The following is a 17,308-nucleotide window of genomic DNA, read 5'->3' on the forward strand; positions in this document are numbered from 1 at the left end:
GATACAGCCCGTATTTTTACGAATTGTATCTCTATTGAACTTAAGGTTGTCTGTAATTGTTTTTAGGGTGTACGATACTTGGCCTGCTCTTCGTTAATGGAACAGGAACACGGAATAGAATATTTACCATCGCTTTAAAGTTAAAAGGTAATAATGGCCATAAATATGGAGTCCGTAATGATTTGATACTCGCTAAGAATAATAGAAAAATCGTTACACTAATTACAAATCCTATTAATCCCCAAATGGAAGTTGCAATTAATAAGAATAAATTTGCAACTTTGTTTGCGACACTCAGTTCATAACTCGGCGTTACATAAGAACCTATGGCACTTATAGAAATATATAAAATAACTTCAGGACTTAACATCCCTACATCAATTGCAATTTGTCCAATTAAAACAGCTGCTATTAACCCCATTGCTGTAGATAGAGCAGTAGGAGTATGTATCGCGGCCATCCTCAGAAACTCTATCCCTATTACTCCTAGAATAATTTGAATCACGATTGGAATATTTCCTTCATCATTCGGTCCGATAAACGACAATCCTTTTGGTAATAGGGAAGGATCTAATACAAATAATAGCCATGCCGGCAAAAGAAATAGTGAAGCAAATACTGCTAAAAATCTTGTCCACCTAATAAATGTTCCTATTGTTGGAACTTGACGATGTTCTTCAGCATGTTGAACATGATGGAAGAATGTTGTTGGTAATATAATTACTGAAGGAGATGTATCAACGATAATTAATACATGTCCTTCTAAGAGATGACTTGCTGCGACATCTGGTCGTTCGGTATATCTCACTAATGGATATGGATTCCAATTTCTCTTCACAATATATTCTTCTAACGTTTTCTCTGCCATAGAGATACCATCAATTTCAATTTGTTCGATCTTATCTTTAATTAATTGGACCAAACCATCATCAGCCACATCTTGTAAATAACTAATACAAACATCAGTTTTGGAACGTTCTCCAACTTTTAACATTTCATGCCTTAATCTTGCATCCCGTATTCTCCGTCTAGTAAGCGCAGTGTTCTCTACAACATTTTCCGTATATCCATCACGGGAACCTCTAATTACTCTTTCCGTATCCGGTTCTTCTGGTGATCTCCCTGGATAACTTCTAACATCAACAACAAATGCAAATTTTTCTCCATCAATAAAAACAACAATTAAACCTGATAACATTTGATCAACAGCCTCATCCATTGATTTAATAGGATCAACCTGTTGGTGTAAAAGACGATTTTCAATTATCTCAGGTACTTTTTTACGATTTTTTTCATGGTCATTTAAATTAACAAGTTCCTTCAATAATTCTTGAACGATTGCACTATCAACTAAGCCTGTTAAATAATACAATTGTACCTTTGTTTTTAGAATGACAATTTCTCTGAAGCCAACATCATAGGAAGTACCCACTCCTATTTTAGTTTCCATATATTTTTGAGTTTCCGAAATTTTTCCAGAGATCGGACTTTTTTTCACTTTTTTCACTCCATTCCCTGATTTTCTAATACCTAACCAAGATAATCCATTGAAATAATGAACCAGCAATTTTACCAAAAACGATTGCCATCAAAAACCATAATAAATACTGGTTTAATCCGATACGTTTTGTTATTAACGGAAAAACATTTAGTACTTCCGTCAATGCTGCAGCAAGCATTCCGTTAAAAACCCCATGAAATATACCCCAGACAGCTAATAAAATACTTGGCTGGGACCAATGAATACCAGCAAATGACATGAATGTACCAAACAATGTACCAGTAACTACACATCCGATATAAGATTTTATTAATTTATTCGTTTTACTTAGTTGAATTAACCTGGGGATGATGCCTAATACAGTCAAAAAAGCAACAAACCCACACCCAACAGCAAGCCCACCAGCAAAACCTACAAATAGTTGTATAAGATTAGAAAGGATCGTTGCCATTGTTTAATTTGTTCTCATAATAGCTAACATAATTATCAATGCCTTGCTGATATTTGTAGATTTCTAATTCCAGTGGACTTGGTTCTTCATTAAACTTCTTTTTAAAGAAATAATTAAAAAACAATAACATACCAGCTCCTAACCCCAACGAGTAAGGTATTTGAATCCATAAAGGGTACTCATTTTCTTCACCAGTTAATAAAAAGTGAAGTTTTTGTTGGACCTCTTGCATGCTAACATCATAATGAAAATTCATGATTGTCATTGCTGTCCCAATGAATAAAAGAAGCCATACAAATCCAACAATTAATACTGAAGGTGATTTCTTATATTTCTTTATCCGTATAATGGTTTGTTCTGGTCCTAAGAGTTGTATTTCTAAATTGGGATGCATTTCCGTTAAGTATTTAATTATTAAAAAGCTATCAATGACCACTATTTCCTTATCTTTCTGTGTAATTTGATAAATCTTCATATTTCCTAGCGACTTCTGTAATTTATCGGAATTAATTGTTAAGTACGCTATATCCTTTAATCTAACCTCTTGCATCGATGAAAATTCAATGTTTCTTTTAAGGCGCAAATATAAGATATCCGTCACCAATTTTCCCACCTTTACCTTCACTCGATACATACTAGTATTTGTACAAAAGTAAATTTTATTATAAGAAAAGCGTAGAGCATTATTAATACAAAAAAGCGTGTATGGATTTATCATTCCAAACACGCTTTTTAACCATTCCTTATTCTAATGTACTTATTCTATGGTTCAATTTTTTCTTTCATCTCGATTAATATTTTCTTTTCTAATCTAGAAACCTGCACTTGTGAAATTCCTAGTCTTTCAGCAACTTCTGATTGGGTTTTATCTTTATAGTATCTTAAGTACAGGATTAACCTTTCACGTGCATCTAGACCCCTAATTGCTTCCTGCAAAGATAATTTGTCGAACCAGTTAGCATCCTGATCGGCTATTTGATCCAATAAAGTTATTGGATCCCCATCATTTTCAAATACTGTTTCATGTATTGAATGAGGTGCTTTAGCTGCTTCCTGTGCATGTACTACTTCTTCTGGAGTTAATTCTAGTTCCCTAGCAATTTCATTAATAGTCGGTGACCTACCATATTCCTTCGTTAATTCATCTTTCTTTTTTCGTATTTTATTACCCATTTCTTTTAATGACCGGCTTACTTTTACACTGCCGTCATCTCTAAGAAATCGCTGTATTTCACCTATAATCATAGGTACAGCGTACGTTGAGAAACGAACATCATAGGAAAGATCAAATTTATCAATTGATTTAATTAATCCGATACTACCAATTTGGAATAAGTCATCTGGATCATATCCACGGTTCATGAAACGTTGAACAACAGACCATACTAGTCTAATATTTTTCTCAACTAGTATATCTCTAGCCTCTTTATCCCCTTGTTGACTTCTGTAAATATAATCTTTCACCTGTTCATCTGTTAAAGCATCTTTTCGGTTATTATTTTTCACATTAACATCCATAGGCATGGCCCCTAATTATAAACCGTTTTACTTTTTGTTAATTGCTTTTTCATATGAACCGTTGTCCCTTGTCCAGGTTTTGAAATGACTTCTACAGAGTCCATAAAATTCTCAATAATCGTAAATCCCATCCCCGATCTTTCTAATTCAGGTTTTGACGTATACAGCGGTTGACGAGCCTCTTCAATATCTTCCATTCCTATTCCACTATCCTTAATCGTAATCTCAACCTCTCCATCATTTAGGATGCAGGAAATAGATATTTTGTGATCAGGTTCTTCGTTATAACCATGGATAATAGAATTAGTTACTGCTTCTGACACAACAGTCTTTATTTCTGTTAGTTCTTCCATTGTTGGGTCTAATTGTGAAACAAACGACGCAACAGTAACCCTTGCAAAAGATTCATTTGAACTTACACTAGAAAACTCCACATTCATTTCATTTTTCATGAAGCCACCCCCAAAGTAACTAAAGCGAATTCCTCATTCTCTTCATGACGTACAATCTTAAATAATCCAGACATTTCGAATAAACGATGAATGGAAGGAGGAACGGAACAAACAACCATTTCTCCTCCCAGCTGTAATACTTCTTTATATCTTCCCAGTACAACCCCCAAACCGGAGCTGTCCATAAAGGAAATATTTTCTAAATTTAAAATGACATGTTTTACTGAATTGGTATAGATCATGTCAGACCATTTTTCACGAAGTATTTCTGCTTCATGATGATCCAATTCTCCAGAAAGTCTGACGATTAGTACATCTTCTTTAACGTCAAAAGTATAAGTTAAACCCATTTAATTTCCTCCTTACATTCCTTTGTAAGTATTGATTCTTGATTAAATGGGTAAAATCCTGCTTTATGACAAAAGAAGAAGTACTTCGATTATTTTAGTGTTATTCACTTAGATTTCGACAACTTCTCTAATGAACGTTTTACTAAAGTAAAATAGGATGCTTTATCAATATTCTCATTTACAGTTAAAGGTGTTTCTGAAAGTGTTTCTTCTCCTGACATTACCTTTAATACACCAACTTGATCTCCCTTTTTGATTGGTAACGATAATTCAGATTCGATTTTCACACTAGTTGTAATATCGTCTAAAGAATCGCCCTTACGATAAATAGTGCTAATCGATTCTGATGCGACAACATCTACTTTTTTCTGCTCTGCTTTCAATATTTCTAATGTAGTAATTGTTTGATCTTTATCAAATAACTTCTTAGTATCGTACGAGTTAAATGCATAGTCTAACATTTGCGACACTGTTGCATTTCTTTCCTTTGGAGTATCAATTCCCATTACAACAGCTACCACTCTCATATCATTCTTTTTAGCTGTCGCAGTTAGGCAATATTTAGCTTCACTAGTAAAACCTGTTTTTAAGCCATCAACTCCAGGATAAAATCTTACTAGCTTGTTCGTGTTAACTAGCCAAAACTCATCTTCAGTACCTTTTCTTAAGTAATCCTCATAAATAGAAGTATATTCTGTAATCGATTCATACTTTAATAATTCCTTAGCCATAATAGCCATATCATAAGCAGTACTATAATGATCTTCTGCTGGTAACCCGGATACATTTTGGAATTTAGTATTTTCTAAACCTAACTTTTTTACTTTTTCATTCATTTTTTGAACGAATGCTTCTTCGCTCCCTGCAATTCGCTCTGCTAAGGCTACACTCGCATCATTTCCAGATGCTACAGCAACTCCTTTAAGCAAGTCGTTCACAGTCATTTCTTCTCCTGCTTCTAGAAAGATTTGTGAGCCACCCATTCCAGCAGCATTTTCACTCACGCGGATCGTTTCATCTTTTTCAATAACTCCTTTATCAAGGGCTTCCATAATAAGGAGAAGGGTCATCACTTTCGTCATACTAGCAGGGGGTAATTCTTCATTCGAATTTTTCTCAAATAGAATTTCTCCAGTGTCCCTCTCAATCAATATTGCCGACTTTGCATCTTCTGCTAACTTTGTATTTTCTCCTTCTGACTTGTTTTCTTCAGCAAAAACCAACGAATTCATTGACATCATTAAGATGATAAGGACGAAACTTACCACAAATTTCTTCATTCTATTACCTCCAAAGTTAAATTGGTACTAATAAATTGTGTTGCTAAACTATGTTTACCTATTAGCCTTGAAGTTAATGTCTTCAAGTTGACATATGTAGCATATGTTTAGTATTTCCATATTCAATTATTTATATAACAACGAAAAAGAGATAAATAGGAGATTTAGAGAAGGGTATATTTGAAGCATAAAAATAAAAAGGAACAAAACCGTTATAGTTTCGTCCCTTTGGTAAAGTATTGTATTAAATTATCCTTCTGATACTGTATCATAAATCAATGTTGGTGCTTCTACTGATTGGTCAGATAATTGTATGCTTTGATAGAGAAGTTCTTTCACATCTTGTACGTCTTTGCTATTAGCATGAATTGTGAGTAAAGATTCTCCCTTTTCAACAGTGTCTCCTACTTTTTTATGTAGGACAAGGCCAACAGCAAGATCAATTTGAGATTCTTTTGTAGCTCTTCCTGCACCTAACATCATAGCAGCTGTTCCTATTTGGTCAGCAATAATTGAAGATACTGTGCCAGATTCCTTCGCTGGTAATTCAAATTTAAATTCAGCCTGTGGTAATTTTTCAGGATGATGGGCAACGTCGGCATTTCCACCTTGTGACTCTAAGAAAGTTACAAATTGTTCAAAGGCCTTTCCATTAGCAATGCTTTCTTCTAGTAGTGATCGAGCTTCTTCTATCGATTCTGCCTTCTTCGCTAACACCACCATCTGTGAACCTAATGTTAAGCACAGTTCTGTTAAATCACTTGGTCCGTTTCCATGAAGGGTATCAATTGCTTCTTTTACTTCTAAAGCATTGCCGATAGCATTCCCTAATGGTTGACTCATATCGGAAATAACAGCCATTGTCTGTCTTCCTACACGGTTACCAATTGATACCATTGCTTCCGCTAGTTTTCTCGCTTCTTCAATATCCTTCATAAATGCACCTGCACCTGTTTTCACATCTAAAACAATGGCATCTGCACCTGAAGCTATTTTTTTACTCATAATGGAACTAGCAATTAATGGGATCGAATTAACTGTTGCTGTTACGTCTCTTAAACTATAGAGTTGCTTATCTGCTGGTGTAAGATTACCTGATTGTCCAATTACGGCTACTTTATTTTGGTTCACAAGTTTTATAAATTCATCATTCGAAATTTCTACATGAAATCCTGGAACTGACTCTAACTTATCAATTGTTCCCCCAGTATGCCCTAAACCTCGACCACTCATTTTAGCAACTGGTACTCCTACTGAAGCAACAAGTGGTGCTAAAATAAGTGTAGTTGTATCACCAACACCACCTGTTGAATGCTTATCCACTTTTATTCCTTCGATTTTTGATAAATCAATTTGGTCACCTGATTCAACCATGGCAGAAGTTAAAATAGCACGTTCCGATTCTGTCATATCTTGGAAGAAGATTGTCATAAGTAAAGCACTAACTTGATAATCAGGTATTTCACCTTTTGTATATCCATCTATAAAAAATCGAATTTCTTCCTCACTTAACTCGCTTCCATCTCTCTTTTTTTCAATGATGTCATACATTCTCATGGTAATCATCCCTAACCTTTTTGTATTTAAATAAATATAATTACAATGTCTGGATTATCTTTTTAATAAATGTTAAAAAGTCTTCTCTAACTTTTTCCGTTGTTTCAATAACTTCAGAATGAGTTAATGGTTGGTCTAAAATACCAGCAGCCATGTTCGAAATACAAGATATACCTAGTACTCGTAATCCAGCGTGACCTGCTACAGTTACTTCAGGTACTGTAGACATTCCTACAGCATCTCCACCAAGGGTTCGAAGCATTCGAACTTCTGCTGGTGTTTCATAAACAGGTCCTGTATTTCCTACGTACACCCCTGATTGTACGTTTAACCCTAAATCGTTCGCACACTTTTTCGCATGCTCAATGTACTTCCTGTCGTAAACACTTGACATATCAGGGAAACGAGGCCCAAAGTCGTCATTATTTGGTCCAATTAGTGGATTATTCCCCATGTTATTAACATGGTCTGTTATAATCATTAAGTTACCAGGCTGAAATGATTCATTAATTCCACCTGCTGCATTAGTAACGATTAATGATTCAACACCTAATTCCTTCATTGCTCGTACTGGGAAAGTTACTTGCTGCATTGTATAGCCTTCATAATAATGAAATCTTCCTTGCATAGCGATAACTTGTTTCCCTTCTAATTCACCAATCACCAATTGTCCTTTATGACCAGCTACTGTTGACTCAGGAAAATGTGGAATCTCTTTATAAGGGATCACAGTAGGGTTAGTAATTTCATCCCCAAGAACTCCTAATCCAGATCCAAGAATTAAACCTATAGTAGGCATTTCCTTTAATTGATTTTTAATATACGTTGACGCTTCAATAATGGCTTGATTATCCATAATACTCATCCTTTTCTATTCAATTTCTCCTAAGAAACTTTTACCATGCTTAGGCATTTCTACATTAAAGTTATCAGCAATCGTTGCACCGATATCAGCAAATGTCTCTCTTAGAGGTATTTGTTTTCCACTTTCAATCCCCTTATGATGTACTAATAAAGGAACATATTCTCTAGTGTGGTCTGTTCCATGATGAACAGGATCATTACCATGATCAGCAGTAATAATTAATAAGTCATCGTCTTTTAACTTTTCTAATACTTCTGGAAGCCTTTTATCAAACTGTTCTAATGCAATCCCGTAACCTTCTGGATCGCGACGGTGGCCATATTTAGCGTCAAAGTCCACTAAATTCAAGAAACTGATACCTGTAAAATCTTCATCCATTGACTCAACAATTTTAGTCATGCCATCATCATTGTCCACTGTTCGAACAGCCTTAGTAACGCCTTCTCCATCATATATATCTGAAATTTTTCCAAGTGCTATTACATCTAAGTTCGCATCTTCAAGTGTGTTCATTACTGTTTTGCCAAATGGTTTTAAAGCATAGTCGTGTCGATTCGATGTTCTTTCATAGGCACCTGGTTTTCCAATAAACGGACGTGCTATGACACGGCCGACCATGTATTCTTCATCTAATGTTAATTCTCTAGCAATTTCACAAATACGATATAACTCATCAATTGGAATAATCTCTTCATGAGCAGCAATTTGAAGAACAGAATCAGCTGAAGTATAAACAATTAATGAGCCCGTATTCATATGCTCCTCACCTAATTCATCAAGTATCGCTGTACCTGATGCAGGTTTATTACCTATCACTTTTCTACCTGTTTTTTCTTCTAATTGATCAATTAGTTCCTTTGGAAAACCGTCTGGGAATGTTCTAAATGGTTGTTCAATATGTAATCCCATGATCTCCCAATGTCCAGTCATCGTATCTTTCCCATTTGACGCTTCCTGCATTTTAGTGTAATGAGCTTTAGGGTTTTCAGATTTTGTTATTCCGTCTATTTCGCGAATATTACTAAGTCCTAACTCGCCCATATTGGGCATCGTTAATCCATTCATATGTTGTGCAATATGTCCTAGTGTATCTGCTCCTTCATCATTAAATTCTTTTGCATCAGGAGCTTCTCCTATTCCAACTGAATCCATAACTATTAAAAATACGCGTTTAAAATTTTTCATACTATCTACCTCCAATAATTATATAGACTCTCCAAAACCAGCTATTTTATGTTATCATTTCTTGTTGTATGATGTCAGACAACTTAAATTATACGACTACTTATTGTCTCTTAAAAAAAATAAGAAAGTAATAATTTCATAAAAGTCTATCTTTAGGTGCTCATCATCTTTTATCACTTATGCTCTAGGATGAAAAGATTGATACATATCTTTTAATCTAGTTTTAGTTACATGGGTATAAATTTGAGTCGTAGATATGTCAGCATGCCCTAACATCTCCTGAACAGCTCGTAAATCTGCCCCATTCTCAAGCAAGTGCGTAGCAAAGGAATGCCTCAAAGTATGTGGTGTTATTTTCTTTGTTATTTTAGCCTCATTGGCAATGTTTTTAAGTATTTTCCAGAAACCTTGCCTAGTCAATGGTTTGCCATGCTGATTTAAGAATAATGTACTATCATCTTTTTTGTTTTTTAAGATTTTATTTCTACCATATTTTATGTATTCCTCTACTGCTTGTTGTGCTGCATTACCTAATGGAACGATCCTCTCTTTCGAACCTTTTCCAAGACAACGAACAAACCCCATCGTTAAATGGAGATCACCCATTTTTAACTCAATTAGTTCACTAACTCGTAATCCAGTAGCATACATCACTTCTAACATCGCTTTATTTCGATAACTTAGAGGAGAATCGACTTTAATATTTAATAAATGATCGACATCACTAATCGATAAAACAGATGGTAACTTCTTTTCCTTTTTAGGAGTTTCTAAGTGCAAACTAGCATCCTTTTGGACGATATCTTCTCGAATCATAAACTGATGAAAGGCTCTTATGGAAGAAATGGTTCTAGCAATGGTAGCAGAAGATCTCCCATCATCTTTTAGATGATACAGAAAGTGTACAATATCCGTTCGCGTAACAGAATCCCATTCTTTTATTTCGGAAACTTTTTCTATATATTGACAGTAATTCTTTAAATCTCGTTGATAAGCTTTTAATGTATTTTCTGATAAACCTCTCTCAATTCGTAAATAATGAAAGAAATCCTCGTATGCATGCTTTAGCATAATTTACTCCCCTAATCGAAAAAATAAATGCAAACGATCAATAAAACTTCTGTCTTCTTCACTATTAAACACTTTAACAGATGGTCCTTCTGGTGGATCATAGCGATGATATTGTTCATATTCTTCGTGCATCACACGTAGACCAAAATAAAATAAAAAAGTGCAAGCTATGAAAATAACAAAGACTTTAATTGTGTCCCAAATCATCCGTTTCATAGACTATTTCTCCTCTTCTAAAAAATACTACTATTAAAAGATATGCCAAAATAGACTATGATTATACATATAAGTAATAGGTAAGACTACATTTTTTTAGTATATTTTAGGAATACGAATAATTACATTTTCAACATACAGGATTTTGCTACATTTGTAAACCAAAATTACCCCTGTCTCAACCATACGTAAGAGCATTTCAACTAGAATTCACAAATTATATAAAAATTGATTGGATAACTAGATAAAATCAAGATTCTAGTGAACTCTTTTTACAAAACAACCTTCTTCTAACCAAAAAAATGCCTTTTCTCCACTGGGAACAGGCATTTTAAGATTCATATGATATTTACGTTGTTTCGACCGCTGCCTTCTGACAGACCTTGCAAAGACCGTGAAATGTTAATCGGTGATCTTTAACTTGAAAGCCCCATTCCTTTTCAACAACCTTCTCTACATCACCTAATAAGTCTTCCATAATTTCTTCGACGGAACCACATTCAATACATACTAAATGATGGTGGAAATGTTCTGCTCCTTCTTTACGAAGATCGTACCTGGACACACCATCACCAAAATTTATTTTATCAACAATTTTTAGTTCCGATAACAATTCTAATGTTCTATATACTGTAGCTAATCCAATCTCAGGTGCTTTTTCTTTTACAAGTAAATAAATATCCTCAGCACTTAAATGATCTTCTTCTCGTTCTAATAATACTCGAACGGTTGCTTCTCGTTGTGGAGTTAACTTGTAGCTTTGTGCATGGAGTTGCTTTTTAATCCGATCAATGCGATGTTCCATGGCAAAATCCCCTCCCTCATATCCCACCTTTAATTATATGCACACATTGCAGTAGTGTCAAAGTATAATTAGTATCAATCGCAAACGATAATAATTATAATCTTGTATTAATTATATTATAATCAGAAACCCTGTGTTAATCAATAATTAAATGGAATTAAAATCCGAATTACTCTTCTGAATATACCGAGCGGATCATTGCTTCCATTGCCTCATTAGCAACATAAGCTTCTATTAAGGCAGCGGATAATGAAAAAGCAATCAATACTAAAAATGCACTTATATACATTGCAAACGGTTGTAATGTCGTTTGTGATATTTTTCGGGTAAATAATTTATTTAAAAGTGATATCGAAAAAATCATCGATAAACTTCCAGCAATTATATATATAGGAATTATTACGATGTTCTGTGGTGCTATGGAAACAGTGGCTAGTAAGAAGCCTTGAAACTGTAGTTGATTTACCATAAATCCAACCGTAAAACCCACTACTAACCCTTTAATAAATAATAACACCCATACTACTGGTAGACCTATTACTGATAACCCTAGTAAAAATAATATCAGTAGGAACTTTATATGATATAGAAAGCTATCTTTCAGAATGGTTACCTTATCAATAGATTGTTCATTAGAAATCCTTCCAAAAAATCGTTCCAAATAAAATATTAAATCTTGTTTCTGAGCAAAACTCATGCTATTTACTAGAATTGCTCCAAATATAATCCCGGTTAAAAATAGAATGATCATAAAAATATAGATTGTGGCATGTTCATTAAAATGGCTAATAATATTAGTTCCTCTTTTGTACATTAGAATCCTCCGTTCTAGTTAAGCTCTATATTAAAATCTATGAAGGATATTAATTATTCATGCCACTAAATCTATTTTTTAGAGAAAAATACTAGGATGAAGATATAGTCCCATATTTACCTCCACCACCAGCATTAATTGTTAATTCCCCTTTTCTTAATTGCAATATTGATTCTGCTATTTTGTTGGGTACAACTTCACTTAGCTGTTTATATGGAACATGGTGAATAATATTCATTTCTGTCTGAAATTCTTCAAGTAATTTCTCAAATGTTTTCGGCCCTAGCTTTGGAATATACTCTAATGGAACTTGATAAATATAGGGTGGCCTAGTCTCTTTTCCATATTTGACATTAGCTAATTCTTTAATTCGATCTGCAACCCCTTTTACTACTTTAGCTGAACCACATTTTGAACAAGTATTTGCATCAGGAGATAATTCCTCTAGACAATGGTCACAAACTGTTGTATGGTACTTTCCTAGTTTAGGATTCATTCCAAAATTTCTACGAATATGTCTACCTTTTACTCCATGTAATGCCCAGTAAAATTCTTTAAAAGATGGTTCTTCCATCGTAATTTCTTGATATTCTCTAGCAATCTTAGCTAAAGAATGAGCATCTGAATTCGTAACAAAAGTATACTGATGTAGTTCTTCAATTTGATCAGCCATTTGTGTGTCTGAGCTTAGACCTAGTTCTATTCCATCGATTAAATCAGGATCAAGAACCTCCTCGAGTGATTTCAAAACACCTTTTCCATAAAGACTTTTATAAGGAGTAAAAACATGGGCCGGAATAAAAATACCATTTAATTCTTTTACCTTATATTGTAATTCTTTTGCTGTCCCATAATACCGTTGCGAACTTAGGGAAATATTTTTCATTTTTGTAACTAGCCATCTAGAAAACTCTTCCATTTGTGCCAGTGTTGGAAGGTAACATAGTACATGAATCGGACCCTTGCAATTTTCATCATATACTTCAATCTCTGACCCTAATAATAAAGTGACTTTTTCAAAACGAATTCCACCATCCTCAAGTTCTACCGCTTGTCCAGCCTCTATCAATTGTTTTAGCTCTGCTTGTACACCTGGAGACTGACAATCAATCACCCCTACCATGTGAATTCCTTTATTTCGACTGGCTTCTATGAGTATGTTTGTAATTGTAAGGGTTTTGGATGCGGTAATCTTTACTGGCTTATTATAAATATCTCTACCGATATGAATGTGCATATCCGCAAAATATGACTGTACCATTTATTTCAATCCCATCATTTCTAAATATAAAATAGCGTAATTAGTTTTAGCATCATGGATTCGCTGATTGGACACATACCTTTTTGCTTCTTCCAATGTAAGTTCCATTCGCTCTACAAATTCATCGTCATCTCCATCCACTGGTTGTGCCATTTTCTTGATGTCTTTTGCTAAATATAAGTACATTAATTCATCAGCAAAACCTGGGGACGTATAAAATGATGTAATATACTCTAATGAATCAGTAGTATAGCCCGTTTCTTCCTCCAACTCACGTACTGCAGTTACTTCAGGCTTTTCCCCTGGTTCTAACTTCCCTGCAGGAATTTCAATAATCGACTTTTCTAATGGCTTTCGAAATTGTTCAACAAGAACGATCTTATTATCATTTGTAATTGGAATAATTCCCACAGCACCTGGATGTTTAATTAGCTCTCTTTTTGATGTTTTTCCGTTAGGCAATAAAACGTCATCTACTTGGAGGGTGATCACTTTACCTTCAAATATTTTTTCTGTTTTTATGGTTTTTTCTTCAAATTTTTTCATTATGTTATCACCTACAATTTTAATGATTCTATTTTAGCATACCATTCTTATATGTTGTATTAGTTGTATTATTGAATTGCCTCACTTTACAATAGAGATAAATGGATTATTGGAGGTTGAAAGATTGAATAAAAATCAATTAGGAAAATCAGACCTATACATATCAGAACTTACTTTGGGTTGTATGTCCTTAGGCACAAATGTAGATAACGCATCCAAAATCATAGAATCCGCATTAGATTCTGGTATTAACCATCTAGATACTGCTGATCTTTATGACTTTGGTATAAACGAAGAAATTGTAGGATCCGTCATTAAAAATAAACGTGATAACATTATTCTTACTTCTAAAGTAGGTAATCATTTTAATGCAGAAAAAAAGGCTTGGTATTGGGACCCTTCAAAAGAACATATTGAATCTGGAATTAAAGATAGCTTACGTCGTTTAAATACTGATTACCTCGATTTATATTTATTGCATGGTGGTACGATAGAAGATCCAATTGATGAAGTTATCCATACAATGGAAACCTTAAAGAAAGAAGGTACCATTCGTGCATATGGTATTTCTTCGATTAGACCTAATGTTATCAGAGAATATGTAAAGCGAAGCAATATAGATGCAGTTATGATGCAATATAATATGTTTGATCGCCGTCCTGAAGAAGAAGTGCTTGATCTTCTGAATGAAAATTCTATTAGCGTTCTAGCTCGAGGACCATTAGCAAAAGGAATGTTAAGCAATAAAGGATTAGAAGTTATTCACTCTAAAGGAAAAGAAGGGTATCTAGACTATTCTAGTGAAGATTTGATCGAAGGTTTCCAAAAGCTACATTCACTAAGTGCTGAACGGTCAATGAACGGATTGGCTTTAGGATATGTACTAAAGCACCCGGCAGTTGCCAGTGCTGTATTTGGAGCAAGCTCTATGCACCAGTTAATAGAAAATACCGCTTCAGGAATAAATTTGGAAACTTCTGTTTATCGCAAAGTACAGGAAATAACAAAAGCAATTACTTATACAAATCATCGATGAGGACCTAATTATTGAAAATCTTCGGGGGTTCTGCCTGGTACTTCGGGGGTTTTCGCTGTTACTTCGAGTGGCTCTGCCTGGAACTTCGGGAACTTTTGCAGTATCTTCGGCGGCTTTCGTAAGAACTTCGGGGACTTATGAAGTATCTTCGGGAACTTTTGTAAATTCTTTAGCTATCATTCTCTCCCAAAGTTTGCCTACACAATCAAAAAATCCGAACTGAGTTCGGATTTTTTATATTAATTTCCTACACTATACTACTAACTGAAATGAATGGGTTTAATATCCCTTCTGGACTCGACAGTCGAAACATGCCATTAATAAAATCTAGCTTTACTTTTTGACTGAAAAATGTCTGTTGTTGACTAGCAATGATCGCCGGGTATGTTTCACAATCAACATCTTGGTGAAAGGATTCTTTTTCATCTACAAAGCGAAATGTTGGCATTCCGTTAACACCACATCCAAGTCCTTTTGTATCATACCAAAGTTGTAAATAATAGCCATTTTTAATCTGGTCTAATTGCTCTTTGGCCTGTTGTGTAATCGTTAATAACATAGTTAACTCCTATAAAATCTATTTTTGATTAAACTGCTTTTTTAATAGTTTTTCCAATGTCTTAGGAAAAAGGTAATTAAACTTACTCCCCAATTCCATCCACCATGGTAAGTTGATTTCTCGACGGTTGGAAAACAAATGCTGCGTAATCTTTTTTGCTACTTTTTCTGGGTCTAACATATAACGTTCAACGTTTTTCTGATAACTTCCATGTGGGTCAGCCAGTTCAAAGAAATTTGTACGAACAGGCCCTAAATTTACTGTTGTTACTTGTACATTTTCTTGTTTCATTTCTATTCTTAGTGCATTTGAGAACCCAATAACAGCATGTTTCGTTGAAGCATATATACTAGATTTTGGTGTTGCTATTTTTCCAGCTTGGGAAGCAACATTTATAATATGCCCATCTTGTTTATTGATAAAATGTGGCAATAATAAATGGGTTAATTTAATTAATGATAATACATTAAGATCAAACATATCCTTAACATCGTTCCAGTTTACATCTTTCACATAATCAAACATACCAATTCCAGCATTATTGATTAGCGCGTGAATAATAGGATGTTCTGATAGTATTTTAACAACTGTTTGCTCTGTTTGATTCTCATCTGATAAATCAACTGGATATACGCAGGATGTTGCTTTCAATTCTGTTTGTAATTGCCGTTGCAACTCATACAATTTTTCTTGAGAACGAGCAAGCATGACTGGTTTTCCCCCATTACGGGCTATCTCCCAAACAAGTCTCTCTCCAATCCCACTTGAAGCACCAGTAACTATAATTGTTTTGTCTTTCACTTTATTTTGCATGATAATAAATAATACCATCCTCTACGGATTGTTCGATAAGTCCCTCTTCTTCAAGATAGTCAAGCTGACCAATTGTTTCAGACATCGTTAAATTAAGCTGTTTTTCATAATGCATAGGAAAAATTTGCTGACATATTTGAAAAGGATTTTGACTGTATTCTCTTAATAGATGCAGTACTTTGTTCGCTCTTTTTTCTTGTCTTTGCATTTGTGATGGAATTTTTTCTTGAACATTTGAAAAAACAATCCCATGACCTGGTAACACTTGTTTTATGTCTAAATCCAAACATTTCATTAGGTTTTGACGGTATTGAACTAAAGACCTAGCTCTTTCCTTGTTTCCATCATGTGGAGGTTCTAGTAAAGGATTTGGTGAAATGGCATTTAATAAGTGATCACCACCAATAAACACACCATCTTTTTCTCGTAAGAAAGAAAGATGACTTTGTGCGTGTCCTTTCGTTTCAATTACTTTCCAGTCTTCATGTCCTGGCAATACATCGCCTTCCCTAATACGATCCGTTAATTGACCTTCTCCGGCTAATTTTAAAGGATCACGTAAACGATCTAGTAAATAATGATATTTCTCCGGTATACCACAAGCAGGAAAAAACTCTCTGAAGAAATTTTCATAATGCTGAAAGAAATTCTCATCTCTTGTTAACCATAAATCGACATTTTTATGAGCAATCATTCTTTCAGCTCTTGGAAACTGTTCCACTAAACCGATGTGGTCCGGATGGTGGTGTGTTAAAATAACCTGTTCAATATCATTTGGTTGATAACCAATTTCTTTCAATTGTACTTTAAACGCTTCCCATGCCTCTTTTGTTTTCACCCCAGCATCGACAAGTGACAGCGTATCCCCTTTTATAATATAAACATGTGTATCTCCCACAGCAAAAGGTGTAGGTATAGTTATTTGTGTAATAGTTTCATCGATTATTTGCATGTTCATCCTCCGATAATGAATGGTCATTCATTATTTTCTTTTTATTCTACACCTTTATATGCAAATAGAGCAAGCA

The 17,308-nt window shown here is 34.4% G+C and carries 20 protein-coding genes; 1 reads left to right on the forward strand and 19 read right to left on the reverse strand.

Annotated features, from left to right (window positions below):
• Positions 1–40: 40 nt before the first annotated feature.
• The 16 genes from BUB12_RS01910 to BUB12_RS01985 all read right to left on the reverse strand — a co-directional run bounded on the left by BUB12_RS01910 (position 41) and on the right by BUB12_RS01985 (position 13,872).
• Positions 41–1,507, reverse strand: coding sequence for a spore germination protein (locus BUB12_RS01910; protein WP_407668436.1), 1,467 nt, complete (start codon positions 1,505–1,507; stop codon positions 41–43).
• 16 nt (positions 1,508–1,523) lie between these two features.
• Positions 1,524–1,952 (reverse strand): stage V sporulation protein AB, encoded by a 429-nt coding sequence (locus tag BUB12_RS01915; protein ID WP_072887447.1) that lies wholly within the window; start codon positions 1,950–1,952, stop codon positions 1,524–1,526.
• On the reverse strand, positions 1,933–2,553 hold the full coding sequence (locus BUB12_RS01920; RefSeq protein WP_072887448.1) for a stage V sporulation protein AA: 621 nt from the start codon (positions 2,551–2,553) through the stop codon (positions 1,933–1,935). Before BUB12_RS01920 ends, BUB12_RS01915 begins: the two co-directional genes overlap by 20 nt.
• A gap of 161 nt (positions 2,554–2,714) precedes the next feature.
• Entirely contained in the window at positions 2,715–3,470 is a 756-nt protein-coding gene (sigF, locus tag BUB12_RS01925; protein WP_072887450.1) for an RNA polymerase sporulation sigma factor SigF, read from the reverse strand.
• Between the two features lie 11 nt (positions 3,471–3,481).
• Complete coding sequence (spoIIAB, locus tag BUB12_RS01930) at positions 3,482–3,922, reverse strand: anti-sigma F factor (RefSeq protein ID WP_072887452.1); 441 nt, start codon at positions 3,920–3,922, stop codon at positions 3,482–3,484.
• Positions 3,919–4,272 carry an anti-sigma F factor antagonist gene (gene spoIIAA, locus BUB12_RS01935; RefSeq protein WP_072887454.1) on the reverse strand — a complete coding sequence of 118 codons (354 nt, stop codon included), beginning with the start codon at positions 4,270–4,272 and terminating at the stop codon, positions 3,919–3,921. The genes spoIIAB and spoIIAA overlap by 4 nt, the downstream gene beginning before the upstream one ends.
• Positions 4,273–4,376: 104 nt before the next feature.
• A complete protein-coding gene (locus BUB12_RS01940) occupies positions 4,377–5,552 on the reverse strand; it encodes a D-alanyl-D-alanine carboxypeptidase family protein (protein ID WP_072887456.1) in 1,176 nt (391 codons plus the stop codon).
• Positions 5,553–5,801: 249 nt separating this feature from the next.
• Positions 5,802–7,109 (reverse strand): pyrimidine-nucleoside phosphorylase, encoded by a 1,308-nt coding sequence (locus BUB12_RS01945; protein ID WP_072887458.1) that lies wholly within the window; start codon positions 7,107–7,109, stop codon positions 5,802–5,804.
• A 40-nt stretch (positions 7,110–7,149) separates the two neighbouring features.
• Positions 7,150–7,965, reverse strand: coding sequence for a purine-nucleoside phosphorylase (locus BUB12_RS01950; protein WP_072887460.1), 816 nt, complete (start codon positions 7,963–7,965; stop codon positions 7,150–7,152).
• A 15-nt stretch (positions 7,966–7,980) separates the two neighbouring features.
• Positions 7,981–9,159, reverse strand: coding sequence for a phosphopentomutase (deoB, locus tag BUB12_RS01955; RefSeq protein ID WP_072887462.1), 1,179 nt, complete (start codon positions 9,157–9,159; stop codon positions 7,981–7,983).
• A gap of 177 nt (positions 9,160–9,336) precedes the next feature.
• The gene (xerD, locus tag BUB12_RS01960) at positions 9,337–10,230 is read right to left on the reverse strand and encodes a site-specific tyrosine recombinase XerD (RefSeq protein ID WP_072887464.1); all 894 of its coding nucleotides are present in this window, start codon (positions 10,228–10,230) and stop codon (positions 9,337–9,339) included.
• 3 nt (positions 10,231–10,233) lie between these two features.
• Positions 10,234–10,446, reverse strand: coding sequence for a YqzK family protein (locus tag BUB12_RS01965; protein WP_072887465.1), 213 nt, complete (start codon positions 10,444–10,446; stop codon positions 10,234–10,236).
• Between the two features lie 349 nt (positions 10,447–10,795).
• A complete protein-coding gene (gene fur, locus BUB12_RS01970; protein WP_072887467.1) occupies positions 10,796–11,251 on the reverse strand; it encodes a ferric iron uptake transcriptional regulator in 456 nt (151 codons plus the stop codon).
• Between the two features lie 169 nt (positions 11,252–11,420).
• On the reverse strand, positions 11,421–12,065 hold the full coding sequence (spoIIM, locus tag BUB12_RS01975) for a stage II sporulation protein M (protein ID WP_072887469.1): 645 nt from the start codon (positions 12,063–12,065) through the stop codon (positions 11,421–11,423).
• Positions 12,066–12,156: 91 nt separating this feature from the next.
• Complete coding sequence (locus BUB12_RS01980) at positions 12,157–13,326, reverse strand: endonuclease Q family protein (protein ID WP_072887470.1); 1,170 nt, start codon at positions 13,324–13,326, stop codon at positions 12,157–12,159.
• Entirely contained in the window at positions 13,327–13,872 is a 546-nt protein-coding gene (locus BUB12_RS01985) for an NUDIX hydrolase (protein WP_072887472.1), read from the reverse strand.
• Between the two features lie 124 nt (positions 13,873–13,996).
• Here BUB12_RS01985 and BUB12_RS01990 point away from each other — a divergent pair, with 124 nt between their 5' ends.
• Positions 13,997–14,908, forward strand: a complete 912-nt coding sequence (locus BUB12_RS01990; RefSeq protein WP_072887474.1) for an aldo/keto reductase — start codon at positions 13,997–13,999, stop codon at positions 14,906–14,908.
• Positions 14,909–15,155: 247 nt separating this feature from the next.
• On the opposite strand, the gene BUB12_RS01995 is transcribed toward BUB12_RS01990, so the two are convergent.
• From BUB12_RS01995 to BUB12_RS02005, 3 genes are read right to left on the reverse strand one after another with little or no spacing between them, the layout of a single operon-like run.
• The gene (locus BUB12_RS01995; protein ID WP_072887476.1) at positions 15,156–15,467 is read right to left on the reverse strand and encodes an iron-sulfur cluster biosynthesis family protein; all 312 of its coding nucleotides are present in this window, start codon (positions 15,465–15,467) and stop codon (positions 15,156–15,158) included.
• 18 nt (positions 15,468–15,485) lie between these two features.
• Positions 15,486–16,298, reverse strand: a complete 813-nt coding sequence (locus BUB12_RS02000; RefSeq protein WP_234982526.1) for an SDR family NAD(P)-dependent oxidoreductase — start codon at positions 16,296–16,298, stop codon at positions 15,486–15,488.
• Positions 16,270–17,232, reverse strand: coding sequence for an MBL fold metallo-hydrolase (locus BUB12_RS02005; protein WP_200801007.1), 963 nt, complete (start codon positions 17,230–17,232; stop codon positions 16,270–16,272). The genes BUB12_RS02000 and BUB12_RS02005 overlap by 29 nt, the downstream gene beginning before the upstream one ends.
• Positions 17,233–17,308: the final 76 nt, after the last annotated feature.

Origin of the sequence: Ornithinibacillus halophilus, from assembly GCF_900129485.1 — a bacterium.
GTDB lineage: Bacteria > Bacillota > Bacilli > Bacillales > Amphibacillaceae > Ornithinibacillus > Ornithinibacillus halophilus.